Origin of the sequence: Rhizobium glycinendophyticum (assembly GCF_006443685.1) — a bacterium.
In the GTDB taxonomy this organism is placed as follows: domain Bacteria; phylum Pseudomonadota; class Alphaproteobacteria; order Rhizobiales; family Rhizobiaceae; genus Allorhizobium; species Allorhizobium glycinendophyticum.
In genome coordinates this window covers 468,235-491,133 of sequence record NZ_VFYP01000002.1, presented here as the reverse complement: position 1 = coordinate 491,133, position 22,899 = coordinate 468,235, and the positions used below count along the sequence as shown (strand labels likewise).

Here is a 22,899-nt window from a genome sequence, read left to right as displayed (position 1 = left end):
ATTCCCGCGACGCGGCATCACATATCTAGTCAATTCCAGTTCTATAAGGAGAGCCCCATGGCTACCGTGAAAGTCGACACATCCAATTTTCAGGCAGAGGTTCTCAACGCGTCCGAACCGGTCGTCGTCGATTTCTGGGCTGAATGGTGCGGCCCCTGCAAGATGATTGCTCCGAGCCTCGAAGAAATTTCGAACGAGATGGCCGGCAAGGTGAAGATTGCCAAGCTGAACATTGACGAAAATCCGGAGCTGGCTGCCCAGTTCGGCGTGCGGTCCATCCCGACGCTTGCTGTCTTCAAGGGTGGTGAAGTGGCTGACATCAAGGTCGGCGCCGCTCCGAAGACCGCGCTTACCAGCTGGATCGCCGGCGCGGCCTGAGTGGCTGCCGCACAGCTTTAGAGACAAGAAGCCCGGCTCAACCGGGCTTTTTTCATGTCGGGATAGTGCCGTTTTGGGCAAGGACGTTGCCGGCGAGATATAGCGATCCGCCAATCATGATGCGCGGCGGGGCAGAATCAGCACTGCGCGTACGAATGGCTTCCAGTGCTTCACCGACAGAACTCATCGGCAACGCCTTTAATCCAGCCTCTGCCGCGGATTGGGCAAGAGCCACCGGATCCAGACCTACATCCGAACCAAGGATCGGAACCGTGTAGACCTCGTGCGCGATATCCGTGAAGGCCCGGAAATATCCGATCGGGTCCTTGGTGTTGATCATGCCGACAATCAGATGCAGCGGACGCGCCTGCTTTTCTTCCATCGCGGCCATGGCTTCGGCAATGACTTCACCGGCACCCGGATTGTGTCCGCCGTCCAGCCAGATCTCGGCGCCAACAGGCGCGTGCTCGATGAGAGCGCCCTCCGTTAGACGCTGCAATCGACCAGGCCATTCGACTGACAACATCGCCTTCTCGGCGATCTGGTCGGTCACCGGGAATCCAGCGGCTTTCACGGCCCGAATAGCGGTCGCCGCATTGCCGATCTGGTGACGCCCCGGCAAGCGGGGGAGCGGTAGATCCATCAGGCCGAATTCATCCTGATAAACAAGCCGACCAAACTCCTCATAGCCGAGGAAATCTTGGGCAAAGACGGTCAGCGGACAGCCAAGTCGCTCAGCCGTGCTGATCAGAACGTCCTTGGCACCGTCGAATTCCTGATGGCCGATGACGACAGGAATGCCGCGCTTCATGATCCCGGCCTTTTCAGCCGCGATCAGTTCCACCCGGTCACCGAGATAGGCCTGGTGGTCGAGAGAGATCGGCTGAATGATGGACACGGCAGGTTTGTCGATCACATTGGTCGCGTCGAAGCGGCCGCCGAGGCCAACTTCGATGACGGCAACATCCGCCGGCTGCTCGGAAAACAGAATGAAGGTAACAGCCGTGAGGATCTCGAAAACCGTGATCGGCTTGCCGCCATTTGCATCTGCGACGCGGCGCAAGGCGTTTGCGAAGAGCTCATCTTCGACCAAACGTCCTGGACCACCCTTCACGCCGAGACGATAACGCTCATGCCAGCGAACGAGATGCGGTGATGTATGAACGTGGACCGAAAGGCCTTGGGCTTCCAGAAGGGCACGACAGAAGGCTGTTGCCGAGCCCTTGCCATTGGTGCCGGCCACATGGATGACCGGCGGAAGACGCGCTTGGGGATTTCCCAACACGTCGAGGAGACGGCGGATACGATCGAGCGAGAGATCGTATCCCTTGGGGTGCAACCCCATGAGCTTTTCGATCTCTGCGTCGGCCAAGCTGACGATAGGGGTTGTCATCACATATGTTCCGCTGCCGCGGCCTCGACGGAATGGGGTCTCAGGCCGATGCCTTAGCCGCCGGCACCACAACTGCGGTGTCGTTTGCCGGACGCTTGGTCATGATTTTCAAGAGGCGGGCCAGTGTGTCTGGAATGTCATGGCGCTTCACCACCATATCGACCATGCCGTGCTCCAGCAGATATTCCGAAGTCTGGAAACCTTCCGGCAGCTTTTCGCGGATCGTCTGTTCGATCACGCGCTTGCCGGCAAAGCAGATTTCGGCACCCGGTTCTGCAATGTGCAGGTCGCCTAGCATGGCATAGGAAGCCGTGACGCCGCCCGTGGTCGGGTTGGTCAAGACCACGATGTAAGGCTGGCCGGCTTCCTTCAGCATGTCGACGGCGACCGTCGTGCGCGGCAGCTGCATGAGGGAAAGAATGCCCTCCTGCATGCGGGCGCCACCTGAAGCCGGGAACATGACCAGCGGGCACTTTTCCTTGATGGCGCGTTCGAATGCCTTCACGATCGCTTCGCCAGCGGCGATGCCGAGCGAGCCGCCCATGAAGTTGAACTCATGCACGACGGCGACGAGCTTCAGGCCCCGGACAGTGCCGACGCCGGCGAGGATTGTGTCTTCCTGTTCGGTCTTCAGACGACTGTCTTTCAGGCGATCTGTGTATTTCTTGGAATCGCGGAACTTCAGTGGATCCTGCGCCACCTTCGGCTGCGGCAGAGCCTCGTACTGACCACTGTCGAAAAGGTCGGTCAGGCGGGCCTTGGCCGGCATCTTCATGTGGTAGCCCGAGGCCGGGATCACCCACTTGTTCTCTTCCAGATCCTTGTGGAAGACCATCTCGCCCGTTTCCGGGCACTTGATCCAGAGATTTTCCGGAACTTCGCGGCGGCCCAGCATGGAATTGATGCGCGGGCGAACATAGTTGGTGATCCAGTTCACGCGGTGTACTCCTGACGTTTCCAGTCCATATGGGAAAGTTATTCGGCCGCAGCAAGGCGCGCGCTGCGCACGCCGCTGGCAAGACCGCGAACAAGCGTAACGACGGCCTGTACCGTGTCAGCCGTGGCTTTCCCGTCGGTGGTGAGATTGGTGGCAACCTGATTGACAATCGCCGTGCCGACGACGACGCCATCAGCATTCGCACCGATCAACCGCGCATGTTCGGCAGTCTTCACGCCGAAGCCGACGCAGATTGGAAGGTTCGTGTGGTTCTTGATCCGCTGAACAGCGCCTGAGACGCGGGACGGATCCGGCAGCGAAGACCCGGTGATACCGTTCATCGAGACATAATAGACGAAGCCGGACGTGTTCTCCAGCACCTTGGGCAGGCGCTTGTCGTCGGTGGTCGGGGTCGCGAGACGAATGAAGTTGATATCGCGGCTGCGAGCCGGGATGCAGAGTTCGTCATCCATTTCCGGCGGAAGGTCGACGACAATCAGCCCGTCGATGCCAGCTGCGAGTGCGTCGTCAAGGAAACGCTCGACGCCATAGACGTAAATCGGGTTGTAGTAACCCATCATGACGATCGGCGTTTCGTTGTCCGTCTTGCGGAATTCGCGCGCCAGATCGAGCGTGCGCACGAGGGTCTGGCCGGCCTTGAGGGCCCGCTGGCCGGCAAGCTGGATTGCCGGGCCATCGGCCATCGGATCGGAGAAGGGCATGCCGAGTTCTATTACGTCAGAGCCTGCTTCCGGCAGTGCCTTCATGATGGCGAGAGAGGTGTCATAGTCCGGATCGCCGCCCATGAAATAGGTGACGAGAGCCGGACGGCCTTCCGCCTTCAAGTCCGCGAAGCGCTTATCCATACGAGCAGTCATGATCAGAGCCCCATTCCCAGAATCTTGCCGACGGTGAAGATATCCTTGTCGCCGCGACCGCAGAGATTCATGACAATGATCTGGTCCTTGTCCATGGTCGGCGCACGCTTGATCACTTCGGCAAGAGCGTGGCTTGGCTCAAGCGCCGGGATGATGCCTTCTGTACGCGTCAGCAGCTGGAAGGCGGCAAGCGCTTCGTCGTCCTTGATTGGAACGTATTCGACGCGGCCCATATCCTTGAGCCAGGAATGCTCAGGGCCAATACCGGGATAGTCGAGGCCTGCCGAAATCGAGTGGCCTTCCTTGATCTGACCGTCTGAATCCTGCAGCAGATAGGTGCGGTTGCCGTGCAGAACGCCCGGGCTGCCGGCCGTGAGCGAAGCGCAATGCTCTTCCCCTTCCAGACCCTTGCCGCCGGCTTCAACGCCGACGATGCGCACACTTGCGTCATCAAGGAAGGGATGGAACAGGCCGATGGCATTGGACCCACCGCCAACGGCTGCAATCAGCATGTCCGGCAGGCGGCCTTCGGCAGCCAGCATCTGCTCGCGCGTTTCCCGCCCAATCACGGACTGGAAATCGCGAACCATTTCTGGATAGGGATGCGGGCCAGCCGCAGTGCCGATCATGTAATAGGTGTCGTCAACATTGGTGACCCAGTCACGCAATGCCTCGTTCATCGCATCCTTGAGCGTGCCATGGCCAGCGGTGACAGGCTTCACTTCGGCACCGAGGAGCTTCATGCGGAAGACGTTCGGCGCCTGGCGCTCGACGTCGGTTGCGCCCATATAGACGACGCAAGGGATGCCGAAGCGGGCCGCAACCGTGGCCGAGGCGACACCGTGCTGGCCGGCACCGGTTTCGGCGATGATGCGGGTCTTGCCCATACGCTTGGCGAGCAGGATCTGGCCGAGGCAGTTGTTGATCTTGTGCGAGCCGGTGTGGTTGAGCTCGTCGCGCTTGAAGTAGATCTTCGCGCCACCGAGTTCCGCCGTCAGACGTTCGGCGAAATAGAGGGGGCTCGGACGACCGGTGTAATGGGTGTTGAGATGCGCCAGCTCCGCCTGAAATTCCGGATCCGTCTTTGCCTTTTCCCATTCCGCCTGCAGATCGAGGATCAGCGGCATCAGCGTCTCGGCCACGAAGCGCCCGCCGAAAATGCCAAAACGGCCGTCTTCGTCGGGACCTTCGCGGAAGGAATTCGGCTTGGGTGACTGGTTCACTTGACACTCCCTGATACCGGCGCTCGGCGGGTCGCCTCGGCGACCGCCGCGAAAAACTCATCCATCATCTGCAGATCCTTCACTCCGGGCGCAGACTCGACGCCTGAAGAGACATCGATCGCGCGTGCACCCGTTTCGCTCATCGCTTCTGCTATGTTGTCCTTGTTAAGACCACCGGAAAGCATGTAATCCACGCTGTCGTCAAGCGATCGCAACAAGCGCCAGTCGAAGCTCACGCCATTCCCACCCGGCAGATCGGAACCGGCGGGCGGTTTGGCGTCGAAGAGAAATCGATCTGCAATACCGATATAGGGCTCGATGCGCTTGAGATCATCAGCATCGCGGATGGAAAATGCCTTCATGATCGGCAGACCCGTCACCGCCTTCACCGTCAGCAGACGCTCCGGCGTCTCATGCCCATGAAATTGCAGGATGTCCGGCCGCAGCAAGGCGATGATCTCATCCAGATCATCATTGTTTGCATCGACGGTCACGGCCACGGTCTTCACTCGCCCGCGAACACGGTCTGCCAGCGCTCCTGCAATGTCGGGCTCGATGTTGCGCGGGCTCTTTTGAAAGAAAATGAAGCCAATATGGCTGGCACCGCGCTGGGCCGCACGATCAACCGCCTCCGGCGTCTTCAATCCGCAGATCTTGATATCGGGTTTCATGCGAGCGACGTCGCACGAAATCAAAAAAGAGTCGAGCCAAATTGCGACAAGAGATGATTGGTCGCGGCTTCAGCCGAAGTCTATTGCATGCAGCGATGACCCGTTTCGCTTCAACCACGACTTTGCCTGATCCATATGAGGACACAGCTCTTCGCAAAGCCTCCAGAAGGCCGGCCCATGATTCATTTCGCGCAAGTGCGCCACTTCGTGGGCGGCCAGATAGTCGATCACAATGGGTGGCGCCATGACGATGCGCCAGGAGAAGCTGAGTTTGCCGTCCCAGGAACAAGAACCCCAGCGGCTGCGGGTGTCCTTGAGACTGAGACTCTTCACCGGCTTATCCACGCGCCTGGCATACCGTGCCACAAGCACCTCGAGGTCCTTACGCGCTTCCTTCTTAAGAAAGTCCGCGACACGACGAGGCAGATGATCTTCAAGACCGCTGACGCTGAGGACGTGGCCGATCTCGCTGTCGATGGACTGAGTCAGCCCTCGAAGCTGGCCCGTGTGGACGACACGGTGGCTGATTCCGCGCAGGAGAATATCGCTGCCATCCTCGACCCGTGCACCGGCCTTTTGCCTAGCGAGGCGGGTGCGCAGCCAGCCACTGTGCCGTTCGAGGAAATCATCGACATCACGTTCCCGCAGCCCTGGTGGCACGGTCATCTTGAGCGCACGACCGCCGGGCTCTATGCGCAAGGTGATGCGGGTGGCTCTGCTGTTCCGGCGGATGGTCAGCGGCACGGCTCTGCCGTCGACGGGAACCACCCGTTCCAGCACCAGGGCCGGTTCACGCGCCGGCTTCAGCTTTTTCAACAGAGGAAACATCGGGATGTTCTAGCCGATTCGCCGTAAAAAACGGGACAGAAAAAGCCGGCATCCAGGATGCCGGCTCGATCGTTTGTCTGGTTCTCGCCGCTCAGTTGCCGGAATAACCGGCCGGCGGAGTGGTATCGCTTGAGGGCTTTACCTGTTGGCGATCGCGCATGAAGCGATCGAACTCATCCTGGTCCTTTGCCCGGCGCAATTCGCGGACATAGGTATCGAAGTCGGCACGCATCTCATCAAGCCTGCGGCGTTCTTCATCGAGCCGATCGAGTTCGGCCTTGCGCCAATCATCGAAAGCGACATTGCCCGTCGAGTTGACCGGGCCGGCATAACGGTTGGAGCGGCACCAGGCGTAGGCATCGTCGGCCTTGCGATTTGCTTCACGCTTGAAGTTCTGAAACTTCTCGCCAAACATGATGTAGGCAAGCATTGCCAGACCCAGCGGCCAGAAGACCACGAAGCCCAGCACCATCAACGCGACGGTTGCCGGAGTCCAATCCGGCCGAAGCAGTGCTGACTGGTTCATCATCGAGTACCCTCGTTTCCTCCGGGAGACAGGATGTCTCCCGATGATTTCGATGTGGGAAATGCGAGGGTCTGCTTCAAGAAATGCGCGGACCCAATCGGAGAACCATCTGAATCCTTTCACATAAATCGATGTTCCAAGAAGCGCTTAGCCTGCTTTGCCGCCCTTGATAGCGCGCTTGACGGGGGTCTGCTTCACCGTCTTCCCATGGGTCTTGGCAAACTGGACGATGCGCGGCGCGATTTCGCGACGGAAGCGGGAGCCGTTGAAGACACCGTAATGACCGACATCGGGCTGGACATAGTGCATGCGCATGTCGTCCGGGATGCTGGAGCAGATCGTCTGCGCCGCATGAGTCTGGCCGACACCGGAGATGTCGTCGTTTTCACCCTCGACCGTAAGAAGTGCAACATTCTTGATTGCGGTGGTATCGACCCGCTTCGTGCGGTGCATCATCTCGCCCTTCGGCAGAGCATGCTTGATGAAAACGGTATCGACCGTTTGGAGATAGAACTCGGCGGTGAGATCCATAACAGCCAGATATTCGTCATAGAAGTCGCGATGCTTTTCCGCCGGCTCCCCGTCATTCTTGACGAGGTGCATGTAGAAGTCCTTGTGGGCAATCATGTGCCGATCAAGGTTCATCGACATGAAGCCTGAGAGCTGCAGGAATCCGGGGTACACGCTGCGCATGACACCCGGTTGCGGCCAGGGAACCTGCATGATGACGTTGTCACGGAACCATTCGAGCGGCTTTTCCTGGGCCAGCTGATTGACGGCTGTCGGATTTATGCGGGTGTCGATGGGACCACCCATCAAGGTCATCGATGATGGTGCGCAGACATCGCCATCGGCTTCCATGACGGCGACCGCCGCAAGAACGGGGACGGAGGGCTGACAGACGGCAACGATGTGGGTGTCGGGCCCGAGATGATGCAGGATCTCGATCACATAGTCGATGTAGTCATCCAGATCGAAGTCACCCTCGGTCACTGGCACCATGCGGGCATCGATCCAGTCGGTGATGTAAAGATCAGCGCTCGGCAACAAAGCTTCGACGGTTCCGCGCAACAGCGTGGCATAATGCCCGGACATCGGCGCAACAATCAGGATGCGAGGGCCTTTATCGGCGCCCATCGGGAGGTGGCGCTTGAAATGGATCAGGTCGCAGAAGGGTTTGCGCCATACCACTTCTTCCTCAACGGTAACGCTGTCGCCATCAATAATCGTTGTCGGAAGCCCAAACTCGGGCTTCGAATATCGCCGAGTCATCCGCTCAAAAACTTCAAAACCCGCCGAGAAACTCCGGCCTACAACGGTATGAGACCAGGGATTGAGCGGGTTCTTCCAAGCGAGATTGAATGCATCTGCGCTGGCTCGGAACGGAGCCATCATCGCGTGGTTGAGTTCGTAGAGCTGATAGAACATCGCGTCTCTTACCTTTGCGTCACAGGCCATCGGCCTTCACAGAAGTGATACAGTATCAGAGTTTTTGCAGTGCAAAAACCCTCACCTTTCGTTGCGCCTGGCAGGCAACCTGCGCAGTGCAACCTGTCTTTATGATGCCCGAAAAGGCTTAAAGTTCCCTGCTAGACAGCGGGTGAAACGTCTGCGGCGAGCGACAATAAATTTCGAAAGACAGGGCTTTCGCAGTGCGGCATTTTGCTGTTTGTTCCACAGGTCATCCTCCCCTGACGCACAAAGGACCATTATGACTGACAGCAATCACCGTCACTCCGAGTACAATGTCGACCCGCTGTTCCTTGATCGGTGGTCACCGCGCGCATTTGACGGGAGCGCGATGCAGAAAAACGATCTTCTGACCATTCTGGACGCAGGACACTGGGCACCTTCGGCCTTCAACTATCAGCCCTGGCGTTTCGTCTATGGTCTAAAGGGCACTCCAGAATTCGAAAAGCTGCTCGGCCTTCTGATCGAGTTCAATCAAGGCTGGGCACGGAACGCGTCCGCGCTGGTCTTCGTCGTTTCTGATACTCTCAGCCGTCCCGCCGACGGTTCTGAAGCGAAGTCCTACCGCAGCCATAGCTTTGATGCCGGGGCTGCCTGGGGTCTTCTTTCGCTCCAGGCCGTCAAGCTCGGTTACTTTGCCCATGCCATGACGGGCGTGGATTTCGACCGTGCCATGACCGCGTTGAACGTGCCTGAAGGTTTCCACATCAATGCTGCCGTTGCGATCGGCAAGCTGGGCGACCTGTCGGTCCTGCCGGAAGGGCTTCGTGCTCGCGAAACGCCGAGCACTCGCAAGCCACTGGCTGAAGTGGCACTCGAAGGCGGGTTTTGAGGCACTCGGGTCTCAAGCCTCGGGTTTCACGTGAATCACGTTAACTACGTTTACAACCTGGCTCTGTTCCAAGCCAAAAAGGGCCGCTTCGATCATTCGAAGCGGCCCTTTTTCGAGATGCGATTGATTGCTCCTCCGATCAAATATCGAGGTTGGCAACGTTCAGCGCGTTCTCCTGAATGAAGTCGCGCCGGGGCTCGACCTCGTCCCCCATAAGGCGGGAGAACAGACCGTCGGCATCGGTCGCGTCGTTGACCTTGACCTGAAGCAGCGAGCGGACATTCGGATCCAATGTCGTTTCCCAAAGCTGCTCGGCGTTCATTTCGCCCAAGCCTTTGTAGCGCTGCATGGAGAGTCCCTTGCGTCCGGTCGCGAAAATGGAGTCCAGCAAGGCGCGCGGACCCGACATTTCCGTGCGTCCATCCTTGCGCATCAGCACCGGGGGCGCGGCATATACCTCGCGAAGACGCGTCGACATCTGATCCATGTGGCGGGCATCAGCTGATCCGATCAGGGCCACATCGACGGCAGCCACTTCCTTGACGCCACGGACCATGCGTTCAAAACGCAATCCGCCCTCGTCGGTGACGAAGCCCTGCCAGCCGCGTTCGGTTTCTTCGGCAATCATGTCGAGGCGACGCGCCACTTCCGCTGCAGTGGCTTCCGCCTGCTGACGGTTGCCCGTCAGTTCGGGATTCAGGGCACCGGCGATTGCCGCCTGTTCGATGACATTGCGATTGTAGCGTGAATGTAGGCCATCAATCAGAGAGCGGATCCGAAGCGCATCCTGGATCACATCTCTCAGGTCCTGCCCTGCCCTCACCTCACCATTGGAAAGCGTCAACGTCGCTTCTTCCAGGCCCATAGTGATCAGGTAATCTTCCAGCGCCTTTTCGTCCTTCAGATACTGCACCGACTTGCCGCGCGACACCTTATAGAGCGGCGGCTGGGCGATATAGAGGTGGCCGCGCTCGATCAGCGCCGGCATCTGGCGGAAGAAGAAGGTCAACAACAGCGTTCGAATATGGGCGCCGTCGACGTCGGCATCCGTCATGATGATGATCTTGTGGTAACGCAGCTTGTCGGCGTTGAACTCGTCCTTGCCGATTGACGTGCCAAGGGCCGTGATCAGCGTGCCGATTTCTTGGCTCGACAGCATCTTGTCGAAGCGCGCGCGCTCGACGTTCAAGATCTTACCGCGCAGCGGAAGGATCGCCTGGCTCTCACGAGACCGGCCCTGCTTGGCCGAGCCACCTGCGGAGTCACCCTCTACGAGGAACAGTTCGGACTTCGCCGGATCACGTTCCGAGCAATCTGCGAGCTTGCCGGGCAGTGAAGCAATGTCGAGTGCACCCTTGCGGCGGGTCAGTTCGCGCGCCTTGCGGGCGGCTTCACGAGCAACTGCGGCTTCCACGACCTTGCCGACGAGGATCTTCGCTTCTGTGGGGTGTTCTTCGAACCAGGTGCTGAGCGCCTCATTCACGAGGTTTTCGACCACCGGACGTACTTCGGAGGAAACCAGCTTGTCCTTGGTCTGCGATGAAAACTTCGGATCGGGAACCTTGACCGAGAGCACGGCCGTCAGGCCTTCACGGCAGTCTTCCCCTTGCAGGGAAACTTTTTCCTTCTTGGTGATACCGGAGGAATCGGCATAGGAGGTGACCTGACGCGTGAGGGCGCCACGGAAACCGGCCATGTGCGTGCCGCCATCGCGTTGCGGGATGTTGTTGGTGAAGCAGAGCACGTTCTCGTGGTAGCTGTCGTTCCACCACATCGCGACTTCTACGGTGATGCCATCCTTTTCACCCTTGATGGCAACGGGCTTGTCGACGAGGGGCTTCTTCGAGCGATCGAGGTAATGGACAAAGGCTTCCAGGCCGCCGTCATAGAGCATCTCTTCCTGGCGGATGTCCGACTTGCGCTTGTCGGTCAGGAGAATGCGCACGCCCGAGTTCAGAAAGGCAAGCTCGCGCAGGCGGTGCTCAAGCGTCGCGTAATCGAATTCGGTCTTGGTAAAGGTTTCGCTGCTCGGGAGGAAGGTGACCTCGGTCCCCGAGCGGCCTTCATAGTCGCCGATCACCTTCAACGGACCATCTGCCACGCCATGGGTGAAGCTGATTTCGTGCAGCTTGTTGTTGCGCCGGATCTTGAGGTTAAGCTTGACCGAAAGCGCGTTAACAACGGAGACACCGACGCCGTGCAGACCGCCAGAGACCTTGTAGGAATTCTGGTCGAATTTCCCGCCTGCATGAAGTTGGGTCATGATGACTTCGGCTGCAGACACGCCTTCACCGGTGTGAATGTCGGTCGGAATGCCGCGTCCGTTGTCGGTGACCGTGACGGATCCGTCCGCGTTCAGGGTCACCGTGACGATATCTGCATGGCCGGCCAGCGCTTCGTCGATGGCGTTGTCAACAACCTCATAGACCATGTGATGGAGGCCGGAGCCGTCATCCGTGTCGCCGATATACATGCCCGGCCGCTTTCGAACGGCGTCGAGCCCCTTCAGCACCTTGATGGAATCGGCGCCATATTCGGCCTGTCCGCCATTTTCCTCGATCGGCAAGTCGGTCATTCAGCAATCTTTCCAGTCATTTCTCAAAGGTTCCGCTGATTCGAATCAGCGGCTTCAAGCGCGTCGACTATAGGGGTTTTGGCAGGAGTTCCAAAGGCGAGAGCGTTGTTTCCCGTGGATAGCGCGGGGAATCAGACGCGTTCACGGCCGTTTTTTGGCGCCATCAACAATATCCTGCAAATTTCTTAGCACGTCCGGCGGCAGGTGGCGAATCACCCGAGCCAGGTCGTTGGCGAAGGCCGTGTATTCCGGCGGCATGCCAGAGGTATCTACGACGACGCGGGGGTGGGAAACTGCGGCGACGGAGAAGAGCTCTTCGGCCTCATCCCAGATAATGTTGAAGTAGCCCGCAACCCTTTGCAGAAAGTCGAAATTCGGCACACCACGTTTGCCGTGCTCCAGGGCCGAGAGATAGGCCGGGGACACGCCGATCGCAACCGCCATCTCCTTCTGCGAGACGCCCTTGCGTTTGCGCAAGTCTCTGACCGCATGGCCGAACGGCGTCATCGCCGGCCCTGCCCTTGGCGCGAGAGGCGCACGTACATGGCACCCTCTCCACCATGCTGGCGGGCAGCCGGCTCATAGGAGGAGATCAGGAAGCGGAATTCGGGTAGCGAAAACCAAAGGGGAACGGCACGCTTCAGCGCCCCGTCGCTGCCAAGCGAACTGCCTTTGCCCGTGATCACGAGGACGTGGCGCAGGCCCCGTTCATGGGCACGGATGAGGAAGTCCAGGAGCATTCCGTGCGCTTCGCTCTGGATCAGCCCATGCAGGTCGATGCGCGCCTCAAGCGCCAGATGGCCCCGGGACAGTTTCCGCTTGACCGGTCGCTCGAGCGGATGGTGATGACGAACCGGCGCATTACGATTGGTGGTCGACGACTGCGGATCTTCATTCTGGCTAAGCGAAGCACGGTTGAGTGGGGCGGGTTCTTCCTCGGGTAAGGGTTCGAACTCCTGCTCGAACGTAACAAGTTCTTCCATGCGGCCCGGCAGCGGTCGCGTGGAGCGGGCCACCTTGGCCCACAAAATTCGATCTTCCGGATTGAGCTTGGTCCCGCCCGACACTCAGACAAACCTCTCCGCTGCCTGTTTTGGAACGAGCATGTAGAAATCTGCGGCGTTACGCACCGCTCCTGCCCTATCGCCAGCTTCCGGGCCGGAGCCGGTGAAGATGTCGCCCCGCGCAGGACCGACGATCGCCGAACCGGTATCAAGGGCGAGCATCAGGCGGCTGAAGTCTCGGCCGCCGTCGAGCCGGGTGAGGCCTGGGGCGCGGACAAAGAAGGGAAAGCCGAAGGTGTGAATGGTGCGATCAACGGCGAGCGAGCGCCCTGCGATCAGAGGGACCTTGGCTGCGGCGATGGGACCACGGGTCAGGTCGGTAACTTCTGCCTCGCGGAAGAAAATGTAGGATCGATTATGCCAGAGGATTTCATCGACCCGCTTTGGATTGCTGCTCAACCAGGCGCGGATCGACTGCATGGAGATATCCTGCTCGCGGATTTCGCCCAACTCAATCAGATGTCGACCAATGCCGGAAAAAGGATGTCCGGCTTTGGCCGCATAGGTGATCCGAGCGATGTGCCCGTCCGGATATTTTAACCGAGCTGCCCCTTGGACATGGGTGAAGAAGACATCAACTTTGGACTTCGCCCAGGCAATCTCAAGGCCGCGACTATCGAGGTAACCTAGGTCTATCGCCTGACGATCAGGATAAGGCTTCAGCCCATCCGCATCTGCAAGAGCGAAAGCATAGTTCGGGTCCATTCCAGAGGGACGGTTGTCTTCGGTTAAGTCAACCAGATCATGAGGGCGGGCATAGAAGGGATATTTGTATACATCATCCGGCCGCGCGCTGACTTCGACTTCCGGCTCGTAGAAGGCTGTGACCAGACCGGACCCGTGCTCAGGGATGATCTGCAACACCTGACACTGAGCTTCGAAAAAATGGCGAGCCTCAGATGCATCCTGAGGAACCGCGCCGGCAGCGGCTTCCAGCAGTGGCAGCAAATCGGGCGCCGAAAGGCCGAGCGAGCCGCTTCGATAAGGCTTCGCATTTTGAAGATGTTTTAGGCAATCCGCCATGGCAGGCCACAGGCTCGAAGGATCGTCCTGTTGCCAGCCTGGAAGCTCGTCGAATCCGACGGGCTTCAGTCGGTATCTCCTAGATGCCTCGTTCATTGTTCGGCTTCGGTCGCAATCAGTTTCCAGTTTGGATCGCGCGAGCGAACATCGCGAGCGAATGTCCAAACGTCATTGACGTCGGCAACCGCCTCGGCATCGCCATCAATCAGCGCGCCGCTCTTGTCATAGGTCGCGGTAATCAGCTGGCTGAGGATTCGGACAGTCACCTGCTCCTCGTTGTCCTTAGCCGAGGCGTGCGTGATTTCAGCCTTCTCAATTCCGACGAAGGTCGACTTCATGGTTTCGCCGCGGCTCTCGCGATCTGCAATGGCGCTCTCGAAACCTTCGAAGACCTCTCGCGACAAGAGACCCTTCAACGTCTTGCGGTCGCCCTCGGCGTAAGCAAGCACGATCATCTCATAAGCAACCTTGGCACCGTTCAGGAACTCCTTCGGCGTAAATGCTGCATCGTGACGAAGGAGTTCGCGAAGCTGTTCATTGAGCGGGGTCCCGACGGGGGCATAGGCGTCGATAATCGAGAAGCGGTCTTCGCCATTCGCTTCGTCCCGGCGCTGCAGTGTCACAACCTTACCGTCGTCGCTGCCCGGTGCCTTCGTAGCTTCCCGCTGCGCCAGGGTTTCGAAGGGCGACTTTTCGTTGCCCGTGCGGCGGCCAAGCACACTGCGCAGCTGAAAAAAGATCAGCACCGCGGCGACCAGGAAGAACAAAGTGACAAAATCGCTAGATCCCATGGATACCGCCAGGCTTGATTGAATTCGCTTTTTCCATCTCCCATATAGTCTTGCGCGCCGCATCATTCAAATGGCGTGATGCATTCTTTGCAGCGAGTAGGCGCCGACTTCTGCGAAATCCGGATCACGAAGGCGTATGGAGATCGAAATGCGCCTTCCGCTGGTGCTTTTTCTTATTGCACCGTTTCTGGAAATCGCCAGCCTTATCCTCGTCGGACAGGCGATCGGGGTCCTTTGGACTCTCGCGCTCGTCGTCTCGTCCGCCGTCCTCGGCCTCTTCCTCTTAAAGCAGCAAGGCGGAGGTATACTGAGGCGGCTTCAAGAGGAGACGCAGCGTGGGATCGATCCCAGTCGTGAGATGGTGCATGGCGCCTTGCTCGTGGTTGCCGCCTTCCTGCTGATCGTACCGGGCTTTGCCGGAGACATCATCGGGCTGCTGCTCTTTATTCCAAAACTGCGCGATCTCCTGTGGCAGATGCTGAAGCCGCGGATCATTATAAAGGGCCAGTTCCGTCAGGCAGGAGGTCGGGGATACAGGAACGGTTTTGGCACAGAGACCGTGGTCGATCTCGACGACGGCGAATTCACCCGCGAGCCTCGCAGGAATTCCCCCTGGAATGGGCCGCGGATCGGAGGCGACTGAGGGGTTTGCGGCAGCCTGCGAGGGTTGTAAGCTCTGGGCTCAAATGTTAGATGGCCATAGCAATTCAATTCAAGGACATGGCCTATGGCTGACAACACTCAGGGAACGCAGTCTCCTTCCCTCAACATTCTTGCCCAGTATATCAAAGACTTTTCGTTCGAGAATCCCGGTGCGCCACGCTCGCTTCAGGCGCGTGACAAGGCTCCGGCGATCAATATCAATGTGAATGTCAACGCCAATCCGCTGTCTGATACCGATTTCGACGTCGTACTGTCGCTGAACGCGGAAGCCAAGGACGGTGATAAGGTCGTCTTCGTAACCGAACTGGTTTATGGCGGTGTCTTCCGGATCACCGGCTTCCCGCAGGAGCACATGCTTCCGGTTCTCTTCATAGAGTGCCCGCGCCTTCTCTTCCCGTTTGCACGTCAGATCGTTGCGGACGCTACGCGCAACGGCGGTTTCCCGCCGCTGATGATCGACCCGATCGATTTCGCCCAGATGTTTGCCCAGCGCGTTGCCGAAGAGCAGTCGCGGGCCCAGTCGCAGTCGGCTCCAAATTAATAGCCGAACATCCCCTGACAAAAAGAAGGCCCCTCACCGGGGCCTTTTTCAATTGGTGTATTTCGACCAGATCGCCTTTGATCCAAGGCTGGCCACCAGCTGGGCATGGCCTTCGATCTCTTTAGGCGACAGGCGTGCAGCCATAGGCCGGGGCCTCTCGTAGGAGATCTCTATGACTTCCGTGACCTCGACCACCTGGTTGCGTCTGGGGTCTACCGAGGTGAGACCGAGTGCCGCCTGGCGACCACCCAACATCTCGATATAGACCTCGGCTAGCAGTTCGGAGTCGAGCAGCGCTCCATGCTTGGTCCGATGCGAATTGTCGATGCCATAACGTCGGCAGAGCGCATCGAGAGAGTTCGGTCCCATCGGATGTTTGCGACGCGCCAGCGAAAGCGTATCGATTACGAGGTCCGGCGTGACAGGTGGCAAGCCAAGGCGATCGAATTCGGCGTTGATGAAGCCCATGTCGAAGGTGGCATTATGAGCCACCCACTTCGCGCCATCAAAGAATTCCAGCAGTTGCGGGACGATCTCTGCGAAGCTTGGCTTATCCTTGAGGAAGGCATCGGTGATGCCATGGACGGCCAGGGCATCCGGGTGCACCTTGCGATCACCGGGATTGATGTAGACGTGAAAGGTACGGCCCGTCGGGAAATGATTGAGCAGTTCCACACCGCCGATTTCAATGACGCGATCAGCCTTGTTTTCGAGACCAGTGGTTTCCGTGTCGAAGACGATCTCACGCATTGTCCGTCTTTCCTGATCGAGAGTTGCGTCCGCGCAGTGTCGCAAGAATGTCCTGCACCTGTCGTCTGGCATCTTCGATACTGACGCCAGTGTCCACGACGAAATCCGCGCGCGCCCGCTTTTCCCCATCCGGCACTTGTCTAGAGAGAATGAGATCGAGCTTTTCCTCTGTCATGCCTGGCCGCGCCAGCACACGCCGGCGCTGTATCGCTTCGTCACAACTCGCAACCACCTTTTGATCGACCCGCTTATCCGCCCCCGTCTCGAAGAGCAGCGGGATGTCGAGAACTGCGAAGTCAGCGCCTGATTGCCTTTGCTGCTCCAAGAACTTTTGCTCGCGCTGTCGCACTAGCGGATGGACTATCTTCTCCAACCGTTCGAAGTTAGCCGGATTCTTTGCCAGATTCTCGGCAAGAAGACGGCGATCGACTTGTCCCTCTTTCACAACCTCCGGGAAGACGGATCCGATCGGGGCAACTGCCTCGCCTCTGTAAAGATCGTGAACTGCGGCATCAGCGTCATGCACGGCTATTCCTTCAGCGGCGAACAGTCCGGCTGTCGTGGTCTTCCCCATTCCAATAGAGCCCGTCAATCCAATGACAATCATGAGCTTGCCTCGATATCCGCGAGGACCAAGCGGCGGAGCTGCTCTGTGACCTCAGGCCTTTCGCCGAACCATTTTTCAAAACCTAGAACGGCCTGATGCAGCAACATGCCGAGGCCGTCTACTGTCGACAAACCGGCCGCTTCCGCCTGCAAGAGAAATGGCGTCTTGAGAGGAACGTATACGATATCCGTGACGAGTGACCCTGTGCGCATGCTCTCGAACGGGAGGTCCGGTGCTTCGCTTCCGTCCATTCCGAGCGAAGTCGTGTTGACGAACAAAGTGGCGTCCTGCAGCAACTCCGGCAAAGCGGCCATCGGGTGGGCCTGCAAGCGGGGGCCGAAGCGATCAACCAGTTCCTGCGCGCGTGCCACTGTCCGGTTGACCACGTGAATCGTTCCCAAGCCCCGATCCCGCAGTGATTGCAGGATAGCCCGACTTGCGCCACCAGCGCCTAAGACAACGGCCACTTCTGCCTTGTCCCATCCGGGACAGCCTGCATCCAGGTTGCTCGCAAACCCAATGCCGTCGGTGTTGGTTGCCAGGAGCTGCCCTTCCGCCAACCAAAGCGTATTGGCAGCCCCAAGTTCCTCAGCCAAAGGATCAACCTGATCTGCGAGCCGCGAAGCTGCTTCCTTATGTGGTATCGTGATATTGCCACCGACATACTCTGCATCCCCGTTTTTCAGGTTGAGGATGAATGCCGGGAAGTCCTCCGGAGTGACGGCAACTTTTTCATAGGATCCTTGGATCGCGAGCTGCTTGAGCCAGTACCCATGTATGATAGGAGAGCGGGAGTGCTTGATCGGATAGCCGGCAACGAAAGCGCGGGGGGTGATTGTTTCACGTGAATCACGCATGGTTAACCCCAAGTTTACGCAGCTCTTCCAAGAGCGGGAGCAGCGGAAGTCCAAGGATTGTGAAATAATCACCCTCTATCGCCTCGAACAGCTGGATGCCCTCGCCTTCCAGCTGATAGCAGCCGACGCTCCCCAACAACCTGCTGCCGTTTCGTTCCAGGTAGGCATCCAAAAACGCATCCGAGAAAAGGCGCATCCGCATGGTCGCAACGGAAAGGTGGTTCCACAAAACTTCGTTATTGCGCACGAGGCAGACTGCACTGTTCAGGTGATGCGTCTTGCCGCGGAGAGCCTGCAATGTCTGTTTTGCCGACGAAAGATCAGGCGCCTTGTGGAAGAGCTCAAAACCGAGCGACATGGTCTGATCGCAACCGATAACGATCGACAGCGGATTCCGCATCGATACGGCCTTTGCCTTGGCTATGGCAAGATGTATTGCGATAGACGACGGCGTTCGCTCCGCCTCCGGCACCTCCTGCTCGACCTGCCTCTCGTCCACCTGCGCTGCTTCTGCGATATAGTCCAACCCCGCATTGTCCAAGAGGCTTCGGCGCGCGCTGCTGGCCGAGGCCAATATCAAAGGAGTCGCCATATCTTCTCACCTCCGGTTGCCTTGTTGTATGGCGATTAGCGCAGCTTCGGACGGAGGGCAACGATGGCCGCAGCCGTCTCCTCGATTGAGCGGCGTGTGACATCAATGACCGGCCAGTTGTTTCGCGCGCACAGCGCCCTTGCATACTTCAGTTCTTCCGTGATTGACGCGCGATCCACATAATCGCTTCGATCGTAACCTGGGGTATTCCCGAGGATCCTGTTTTCACGCACTTGGGAAATGCGGTCTGACGTGGCGATGAGGCCAACCACGAGTGGCCTCGTTGCGGTCAGCAGACTCTCTGGCAGGGGGACCCCTGGCACGACGGGAAGATTTGCGGTCTTTATTCCTCTGTTGGCGAGATAGATCGACGTCGGAGTTTTTGACGTCCGGCTGATGCCGATGATCACGACATCCGCTTCATTGTAATCTTCCTGCGCCTGGCCGTCGTCATGATCCATGGTGAAGTTGAGGGCCTCGATCCTGGCAAAATAATCAGCGTTGAGCACATGCTGTGCACCAACCCTGCCACGCGAGGGAGCGCCGAGATAGGATTGAAACTTTTCGATGATGGGCGCGAGGACGTTGACGCAGGGCAGTCCAAGTTCATGGCAACCGGCTTCGACCAGTGCGGCCAACTGATGATCGACGATTGTGTAGAGCACAATGCCGGGTTCACGATCGATGGCTTCAATCAGCGCCTTCACCTGCTTACGGCTGCGGATGAGAGGATAGACATGCTCAATGGCATTCGAGCCGCGGAATTGCGCCGCGGCGGCTCTGCCTGCGGAGATCAGAGTCTCACCCGTGGAGTCAGAAATGAGATGGAGATGGAAGAAGTTTTTCCGGTTCTCCACGATCTTCTCCTGGGGCTGTTGATAGTTCGGGATAAACAGAGGTAGCGAGCCCAGGCGAGAAAGGACAGGGGGAAAAAGGGCGATTTATCCACAAAGCGATTTGGCTTGGGATACGATGGCCGCGGTCTGTGGATTGTGGTGACAGGAGGGTGTTGTCAAATTCGGTCCCCAGACAATGAACGCAACAGTTCCCGATCTGCTCTTCGTGAAGCTTCTGGAATCACCGGTTAATTTCAACTTTTCCCCAGAGTTCACAACCGGGCTTCAATCATTCCAGGGCGAAAGGGGGCCGCTTGCGATCAAGGGAGATTCCTGTGGTCTTCCTTTAATCCTTGATAGTCACCGACTCTTAGAAATAGAAGAAGATTCAATATCTCTTTTCTTTATTGAAGGGGCATGAGCCTTGAGCAGCCAGAACCGCAAAGTCCTCGACGTGCTTGACGGGAAAACGGTCACGCCACCACCAATCTGGCTTATGAGACAGGCAGGACGTTACCTTCCGGAATATCGGGAAACGCGTCAGCAGGCCGGAAGTTTTCTCGATCTCTGTTATAATCCGGAACTGGCGGCAGAGGTGACGCTACAGCCCATTCGCCGATATGGCTTCGATGCGGCCATCTTGTTCTCGGACATTCTCGTGATACCCGATGCCTTGCAGAGGAATGTCCGTTTCAGCGAAGGGCACGGGCCTCAGATGGACCCGATAGACGAAGATGGGATCGAGCATTTGAAGGCCGATCACGTCGCTGATCATCTGAAGCCTGTCATTGAGACAGTACGCCGGTTGCGGCGTGATCTGCCGACGGAAACAACCCTGCTCGGCTTCTGCGGAGCGCCGTGGACGGTTGCGACCTATATGATTGCCGGGCATGGGACACCGGATCAGGCCCCTGCCCGTCTGTTCGCCTATCAACATCCTGAACCCTTTGCCCACCTCCTTGATTTTCTCGCAGACGTTTCGGCAGACTATCTGGTGGCCCAGATCGATGCAGGTGCGGATGCAGTCCAGATTTTCGATTCCTGGGCGGGTGTGCTCGGAGAAGCCGAATTCGAGAAATACGCCGTTAGACCAGTTCGTCGGATGATCCAGTCCGTGAAAGCGAGACGTCCCTCGGCCAAAATCATCGCCTTTGCCAAGGGCGCAGGCATTCTTCTCAGGAATTATCGTCAGGCGACTGGTGCGGACGCGATTGGTCTCGATTGGTCGGTGCCTTTGACCTTCGCGGTTGAACTCCAGAAGGAAGGGCCGGTTCAAGGCAACCTCGACCCAATGAGGGTTGTGGCGGGTGGAAATGCTTTGCGGGAGGGGATCGATGCAGTGCTGCAAGCACTGGGTCAGGGCCCCCTTATCTTCAATCTTGGTCATGGCATCACACCTCAAGCCAATCCCGCGCATGTCACCGACCTCGTCAACCAGGTGCGAAGCTTTGGTTGAAACGCCTGAAAAGCAAACGGATGTGCAGCCCGGGCGGGTTGCTGCCAAACGGGCGGCGGTCGCGCTCGGCTTCTTTGGGTTGATCGGGATCGCGGTTGTGGTCGCCGGTCCGGATACTGCTTATCCTTGGATCAAAGCGCTCCATGTGATTGCGATCATTTCCTGGATGGCGGGGATCCTTTATCTGCCGCGACTTTTCATCTATCACAGTGATTGTGAGTCGGGGTCAGATCAAGCCCGAACTTTCGCCGTGATGGAACGCCGGCTGGTCTCGGTAATCATGAACCCCGCCATGGTGGTGTCGTGGGTTCTGGGGCTCTATCTCGCCTGGTCAGTCTTCGGCTTTCAGGGTGGCTGGCTGCACATGAAACTTGTGGCCGTCACCGCGCTCTCAGGTGTGCATGGTTATTTTGCCAGGTCCGCTCGCTTGTTCGGCGAGGGTCGTTACGTCAAGACGCCGCGCTTCTGGCGGATGATGAACGAAGTGCCGACTTTGTTGATGATCGCAATCGTGATCCTGGTTGTCGTCAAACCCTTCTGATCGATAACCGGCTCCGCTTTATTTTAATTGCAGTCGGCTTTTCGCTTGCGGTTAAAAGCGTGAATCGCTATTTTCGCGCCACTCCTCTTTTTGGCTTGCGTAACATTCAGTCATTTGCGGCCCTCGCATCGTACCGAATTCCACCAGCTCGCCGCTCCCCAGAAAAATCTAGAATGACGTGGTCCTCTTCATGGCTGAAATGAAGCTACAAGAACTCAAGAGCAAATCTCCGACGGATCTGCTGACCTTTGCTGAATCCCTTGAAGTTGAAAACGCGAGCACGATGCGCAAGCAGGAGCTCATGTTCGCCATTCTCAAGATGCTGGCGAGCCAGGATGTCGAGATTATCGGTGAAGGGGTCGTGGAGGTCCTGCAGGATGGCTTCGGGTTCTTGCGGTCGGCCAACGCCAATTATCTGCCCGGTCCCGATGATATCTACATCTCACCCTCGCAGATCCGCCGCTTCTCGTTGAAGACGGGTGACACGGTTGAGGGCCCGATCCGTGGACCGAAAGAAGGCGAACGCTACTTCGCCCTCCTCAAGGTCAACACGATCAATTTCGAGGATCCGGAAAAGATTCGTCATAAGGTCCACTTCGATAACTTGACCCCCCTCTATCCGAATGAGCGGTTCAAGATGGAGCTGGACATCCCGACTTCGAAGGATCTGTCGGCGCGTGTGATCGATCTCGTCGCACCGCTTGGCAAAGGCCAGCGCGGCCTGATCGTTGCGCCGCCGCGCACCGGTAAGACGGTGCTGCTGCAGAATATTGCTCATTCCATCACAGCGAATCATCCGGAATGCTATCTGATCGTATTGCTGATCGACGAGCGTCCGGAAGAAGTCACGGACATGCAACGCTCGGTCAAGGGTGAGGTAGTCTCCTCGACCTTCGACGAGCCTGCAGTTCGCCACGTTCAGGTAGCCGAAATGGTGATCGAGAAAGCGAAGCGTTTGGTCGAGCATGGGCGCGACGTCGTGATCCTGCTCGATTCGATCACGCGTCTCGGCCGCGCTTACAATACGGTGGTCCCCTCCTCCGGCAAGGTTCTGACAGGTGGTGTCGACGCGAACGCGCTGCAGCGCCCGAAGCGCTTCTTTGGTGCTGCACGTAACATCGAAGAAGGTGGATCGCTGACCATCATTGCCACCGCGCTGATCGATACCGGCAGCCGAATGGACGAAGTGATCTTCGAAGAGTTCAAAGGCACCGGTAACTCGGAAATTGTGCTCGACCGCAAGGTCGCCGACAAGCGTATTTTCCCGTCAATGGACATTCTGAAGTCCGGGACCCGCAAGGAAGACCTGCTTGTTCCGCGCCAGGATCTGCAGAAGATTTTTGTTCTGCGTCGTATCCTTGCGCCGATGGGAACGACAGATGCGATCGAATTCCTCATCGACAAGCTCAAGCAGACGAAGAACAACGGCGACTTCTTCGATTCGATGAATACCTGAAGCAGAGGCGG

The 22,899-nt window shown here is 58.0% G+C and carries 25 protein-coding genes; 7 read left to right on the top strand and 18 right to left on the bottom strand.

Annotation, left to right across the window (positions count from 1 at the left end; all coding sequences use genetic code 11):
• Positions 1-57 precede the first annotated feature (57 nt).
• Positions 58-378: a thioredoxin gene (trxA, locus tag FJQ55_RS16940; protein ID WP_062281573.1), complete on the top strand. Its 321-nt coding sequence runs from the start codon at positions 58-60 to the stop codon at positions 376-378.
• A gap of 52 nt (positions 379-430) precedes the next feature.
• Here the strand turns inward: trxA and FJQ55_RS16935 are convergent, their stop codons facing one another.
• From FJQ55_RS16935 to FJQ55_RS16900, 8 genes are all read right to left on the bottom strand, one after another.
• Positions 431-1,771, bottom strand: a complete 1,341-nt coding sequence (locus tag FJQ55_RS16935) for a bifunctional folylpolyglutamate synthase/dihydrofolate synthase (RefSeq protein WP_208758222.1) — start codon at positions 1,769-1,771, stop codon at positions 431-433.
• A gap of 40 nt (positions 1,772-1,811) precedes the next feature.
• Positions 1,812-2,708, bottom strand: coding sequence for an acetyl-CoA carboxylase, carboxyltransferase subunit beta (gene accD, locus FJQ55_RS16930; protein ID WP_140829967.1), 897 nt, complete (start codon positions 2,706-2,708; stop codon positions 1,812-1,814).
• 38 nt (positions 2,709-2,746) lie between these two features.
• A complete protein-coding gene (gene trpA / locus FJQ55_RS16925) occupies positions 2,747-3,586 on the bottom strand; it encodes a tryptophan synthase subunit alpha (protein ID WP_140829965.1) in 840 nt (279 codons plus the stop codon).
• A gap of 2 nt (positions 3,587-3,588) precedes the next feature.
• Positions 3,589-4,809, bottom strand: coding sequence for a tryptophan synthase subunit beta (trpB, locus tag FJQ55_RS16920; protein ID WP_140829963.1), 1,221 nt, complete (start codon positions 4,807-4,809; stop codon positions 3,589-3,591).
• Positions 4,806-5,480 carry a phosphoribosylanthranilate isomerase gene (locus tag FJQ55_RS16915; protein WP_140829961.1) on the bottom strand — a complete coding sequence of 225 codons (675 nt, stop codon included), beginning with the start codon at positions 5,478-5,480 and terminating at the stop codon, positions 4,806-4,808. Before FJQ55_RS16915 ends, trpB begins: the two co-directional genes overlap by 4 nt.
• 69 nt (positions 5,481-5,549) lie before the next feature.
• Positions 5,550-6,308: a M48 family metallopeptidase gene (locus tag FJQ55_RS16910; RefSeq protein ID WP_140829959.1), complete on the bottom strand. Its 759-nt coding sequence runs from the start codon at positions 6,306-6,308 to the stop codon at positions 5,550-5,552.
• Positions 6,309-6,399: 91 nt separating this feature from the next.
• Positions 6,400-6,834, bottom strand: coding sequence for a DUF2852 domain-containing protein (locus tag FJQ55_RS16905; protein WP_140829957.1), 435 nt, complete (start codon positions 6,832-6,834; stop codon positions 6,400-6,402).
• A 147-nt stretch (positions 6,835-6,981) separates the two neighbouring features.
• Positions 6,982-8,262, bottom strand: coding sequence for a polyhydroxyalkanoate depolymerase (locus tag FJQ55_RS16900; RefSeq protein ID WP_140829955.1), 1,281 nt, complete (start codon positions 8,260-8,262; stop codon positions 6,982-6,984).
• Positions 8,263-8,545: 283 nt separating this feature from the next.
• Between FJQ55_RS16900 and FJQ55_RS16895 the strand changes: the two genes are divergently transcribed.
• Positions 8,546-9,136, top strand: a complete 591-nt coding sequence (locus FJQ55_RS16895) for a nitroreductase family protein (protein ID WP_140829953.1) — start codon at positions 8,546-8,548, stop codon at positions 9,134-9,136.
• Between the two features lie 139 nt (positions 9,137-9,275).
• Here FJQ55_RS16895 and gyrB read toward each other — a convergent pair whose 3' ends face one another.
• The 5 genes from gyrB to FJQ55_RS16870 form a co-directional block, all read right to left on the bottom strand.
• Positions 9,276-11,711 (bottom strand): DNA topoisomerase (ATP-hydrolyzing) subunit B, encoded by a 2,436-nt coding sequence (gene gyrB / locus FJQ55_RS16890; RefSeq protein WP_140829951.1) that lies wholly within the window; start codon positions 11,709-11,711, stop codon positions 9,276-9,278.
• Positions 11,712-11,852: 141 nt separating this feature from the next.
• Positions 11,853-12,218 (bottom strand): helix-turn-helix domain-containing protein, encoded by a 366-nt coding sequence (locus FJQ55_RS16885; protein WP_140829949.1) that lies wholly within the window; start codon positions 12,216-12,218, stop codon positions 11,853-11,855.
• Entirely contained in the window at positions 12,215-12,778 is a 564-nt protein-coding gene (locus FJQ55_RS16880) for a Smr/MutS family protein (protein ID WP_140829947.1), read from the bottom strand. The genes FJQ55_RS16885 and FJQ55_RS16880 overlap by 4 nt, the downstream gene beginning before the upstream one ends.
• Positions 12,779-13,894, bottom strand: coding sequence for a murein transglycosylase A (mltA, locus tag FJQ55_RS16875; RefSeq protein ID WP_140829946.1), 1,116 nt, complete (start codon positions 13,892-13,894; stop codon positions 12,779-12,781).
• Positions 13,891-14,589 carry a Tim44/TimA family putative adaptor protein gene (locus FJQ55_RS16870; RefSeq protein ID WP_140829945.1) on the bottom strand — a complete coding sequence of 233 codons (699 nt, stop codon included), beginning with the start codon at positions 14,587-14,589 and terminating at the stop codon, positions 13,891-13,893. Before FJQ55_RS16870 ends, mltA begins: the two co-directional genes overlap by 4 nt.
• A 148-nt stretch (positions 14,590-14,737) precedes the next feature.
• Between FJQ55_RS16870 and FJQ55_RS16865 the strand changes: the two genes are divergently transcribed.
• The gene (locus FJQ55_RS16865) at positions 14,738-15,232 is read left to right on the top strand and encodes an FxsA family protein (protein ID WP_140829943.1); all 495 of its coding nucleotides are present in this window, start codon (positions 14,738-14,740) and stop codon (positions 15,230-15,232) included.
• Positions 15,233-15,316: 84 nt separating this feature from the next.
• A complete protein-coding gene (secB, locus tag FJQ55_RS16860; RefSeq protein ID WP_140829942.1) occupies positions 15,317-15,793 on the top strand; it encodes a protein-export chaperone SecB in 477 nt (158 codons plus the stop codon).
• A gap of 48 nt (positions 15,794-15,841) precedes the next feature.
• Here the strand turns inward: secB and dnaQ are convergent, their stop codons facing one another.
• Genes dnaQ through FJQ55_RS16835 form a run of 5 tightly spaced genes read right to left on the bottom strand, consistent with a single transcriptional unit; the run spans position 15,842 to position 19,456 of the window.
• Positions 15,842-16,543 (bottom strand): DNA polymerase III subunit epsilon, encoded by a 702-nt coding sequence (gene dnaQ / locus FJQ55_RS16855; protein WP_140829941.1) that lies wholly within the window; start codon positions 16,541-16,543, stop codon positions 15,842-15,844.
• Positions 16,536-17,150 carry a dephospho-CoA kinase gene (gene coaE / locus FJQ55_RS16850; protein WP_140829939.1) on the bottom strand — a complete coding sequence of 205 codons (615 nt, stop codon included), beginning with the start codon at positions 17,148-17,150 and terminating at the stop codon, positions 16,536-16,538. Before coaE ends, dnaQ begins: the two co-directional genes overlap by 8 nt.
• A complete protein-coding gene (locus tag FJQ55_RS16845) occupies positions 17,147-18,007 on the bottom strand; it encodes a shikimate dehydrogenase (protein WP_140829938.1) in 861 nt (286 codons plus the stop codon). The genes coaE and FJQ55_RS16845 overlap by 4 nt, the downstream gene beginning before the upstream one ends.
• The gene (locus FJQ55_RS16840; RefSeq protein WP_140829936.1) at positions 18,000-18,599 is read right to left on the bottom strand and encodes a Maf family protein; all 600 of its coding nucleotides are present in this window, start codon (positions 18,597-18,599) and stop codon (positions 18,000-18,002) included. Before FJQ55_RS16840 ends, FJQ55_RS16845 begins: the two co-directional genes overlap by 8 nt.
• Before the next feature lie 35 nt (positions 18,600-18,634).
• On the bottom strand, positions 18,635-19,456 hold the full coding sequence (locus FJQ55_RS16835) for a pyruvate, water dikinase regulatory protein (RefSeq protein ID WP_140829934.1): 822 nt from the start codon (positions 19,454-19,456) through the stop codon (positions 18,635-18,637).
• Between the two features lie 403 nt (positions 19,457-19,859).
• On the opposite strand from FJQ55_RS16835, the gene hemE reads away from it, so the two are divergent.
• The 3 genes from hemE to rho all read left to right on the top strand — a co-directional run bounded on the left by hemE (position 19,860) and on the right by rho (position 22,888).
• A complete protein-coding gene (gene hemE / locus FJQ55_RS16830) occupies positions 19,860-20,891 on the top strand; it encodes a uroporphyrinogen decarboxylase (RefSeq protein ID WP_140829932.1) in 1,032 nt (343 codons plus the stop codon).
• Positions 20,851-21,432, top strand: coding sequence for a protoporphyrinogen oxidase HemJ (hemJ, locus tag FJQ55_RS16825; protein WP_140830088.1), 582 nt, complete (start codon positions 20,851-20,853; stop codon positions 21,430-21,432). The genes hemE and hemJ overlap by 41 nt, the downstream gene beginning before the upstream one ends.
• Before the next feature lie 190 nt (positions 21,433-21,622).
• A complete protein-coding gene (gene rho, locus FJQ55_RS16820) occupies positions 21,623-22,888 on the top strand; it encodes a transcription termination factor Rho (protein WP_140829930.1) in 1,266 nt (421 codons plus the stop codon).
• The last annotated feature ends 11 nt before the right edge of the window (positions 22,889-22,899 follow it).

What these genes read in the sequence shown, in the direction of transcription:
- FJQ55_RS16915 (WP_140829961.1), bottom strand. Translation starts at nt 5,480, where the DNA reads ATGAAACCCGATATCAAGATCTGCGGATTGAAGACGCCGGAGGCGGTT.
- FJQ55_RS16870 (WP_140829945.1), bottom strand. Translation starts at nt 14,589, where the DNA reads ATGGGATCTAGCGATTTTGTCACTTTGTTCTTCCTGGTCGCCGCGGTG.
- secB (WP_140829942.1), top strand. Translation starts at nt 15,317, where the DNA reads ATGGCTGACAACACTCAGGGAACGCAGTCTCCTTCCCTCAACATTCTT.
- FJQ55_RS16885 (WP_140829949.1), bottom strand. Translation starts at nt 12,218, where the DNA reads ATGACGCCGTTCGGCCATGCGGTCAGAGACTTGCGCAAACGCAAGGGC.
- FJQ55_RS16895 (WP_140829953.1), top strand. Translation starts at nt 8,546, where the DNA reads ATGACTGACAGCAATCACCGTCACTCCGAGTACAATGTCGACCCGCTG.
- rho (WP_140829930.1), top strand. Translation starts at nt 21,623, where the DNA reads ATGGCTGAAATGAAGCTACAAGAACTCAAGAGCAAATCTCCGACGGAT.
- FJQ55_RS16845 (WP_140829938.1), bottom strand. Translation starts at nt 18,007, where the DNA reads ATGCGTGATTCACGTGAAACAATCACCCCCCGCGCTTTCGTTGCCGGC.
- mltA (WP_140829946.1), bottom strand. Translation starts at nt 13,894, where the DNA reads ATGAACGAGGCATCTAGGAGATACCGACTGAAGCCCGTCGGATTCGAC.
- FJQ55_RS16935 (WP_208758222.1), bottom strand. Translation starts at nt 1,771, where the DNA reads ATGACAACCCCTATCGTCAGCTTGGCCGACGCAGAGATCGAAAAGCTC.
- dnaQ (WP_140829941.1), bottom strand. Translation starts at nt 16,543, where the DNA reads ATGCGTGAGATCGTCTTCGACACGGAAACCACTGGTCTCGAAAACAAG.
- hemJ (WP_140830088.1), top strand. Translation starts at nt 20,851, where the DNA reads ATGTCACCGACCTCGTCAACCAGGTGCGAAGCTTTGGTTGAAACGCCT.
- FJQ55_RS16840 (WP_140829936.1), bottom strand. Translation starts at nt 18,599, where the DNA reads ATGGCGACTCCTTTGATATTGGCCTCGGCCAGCAGCGCGCGCCGAAGC.
- FJQ55_RS16905 (WP_140829957.1), bottom strand. Translation starts at nt 6,834, where the DNA reads ATGAACCAGTCAGCACTGCTTCGGCCGGATTGGACTCCGGCAACCGTC.
- FJQ55_RS16910 (WP_140829959.1), bottom strand. Translation starts at nt 6,308, where the DNA reads ATGTTTCCTCTGTTGAAAAAGCTGAAGCCGGCGCGTGAACCGGCCCTG.
- trpA (WP_140829965.1), bottom strand. Translation starts at nt 3,586, where the DNA reads ATGACTGCTCGTATGGATAAGCGCTTCGCGGACTTGAAGGCGGAAGGC.
- FJQ55_RS16865 (WP_140829943.1), top strand. Translation starts at nt 14,738, where the DNA reads ATGCGCCTTCCGCTGGTGCTTTTTCTTATTGCACCGTTTCTGGAAATC.
- FJQ55_RS16900 (WP_140829955.1), bottom strand. Translation starts at nt 8,262, where the DNA reads ATGTTCTATCAGCTCTACGAACTCAACCACGCGATGATGGCTCCGTTC.
- coaE (WP_140829939.1), bottom strand. Translation starts at nt 17,150, where the DNA reads ATGATTGTCATTGGATTGACGGGCTCTATTGGAATGGGGAAGACCACG.
- trxA (WP_062281573.1), top strand. Translation starts at nt 58, where the DNA reads ATGGCTACCGTGAAAGTCGACACATCCAATTTTCAGGCAGAGGTTCTC.
- gyrB (WP_140829951.1), bottom strand. Translation starts at nt 11,711, where the DNA reads ATGACCGACTTGCCGATCGAGGAAAATGGCGGACAGGCCGAATATGGC.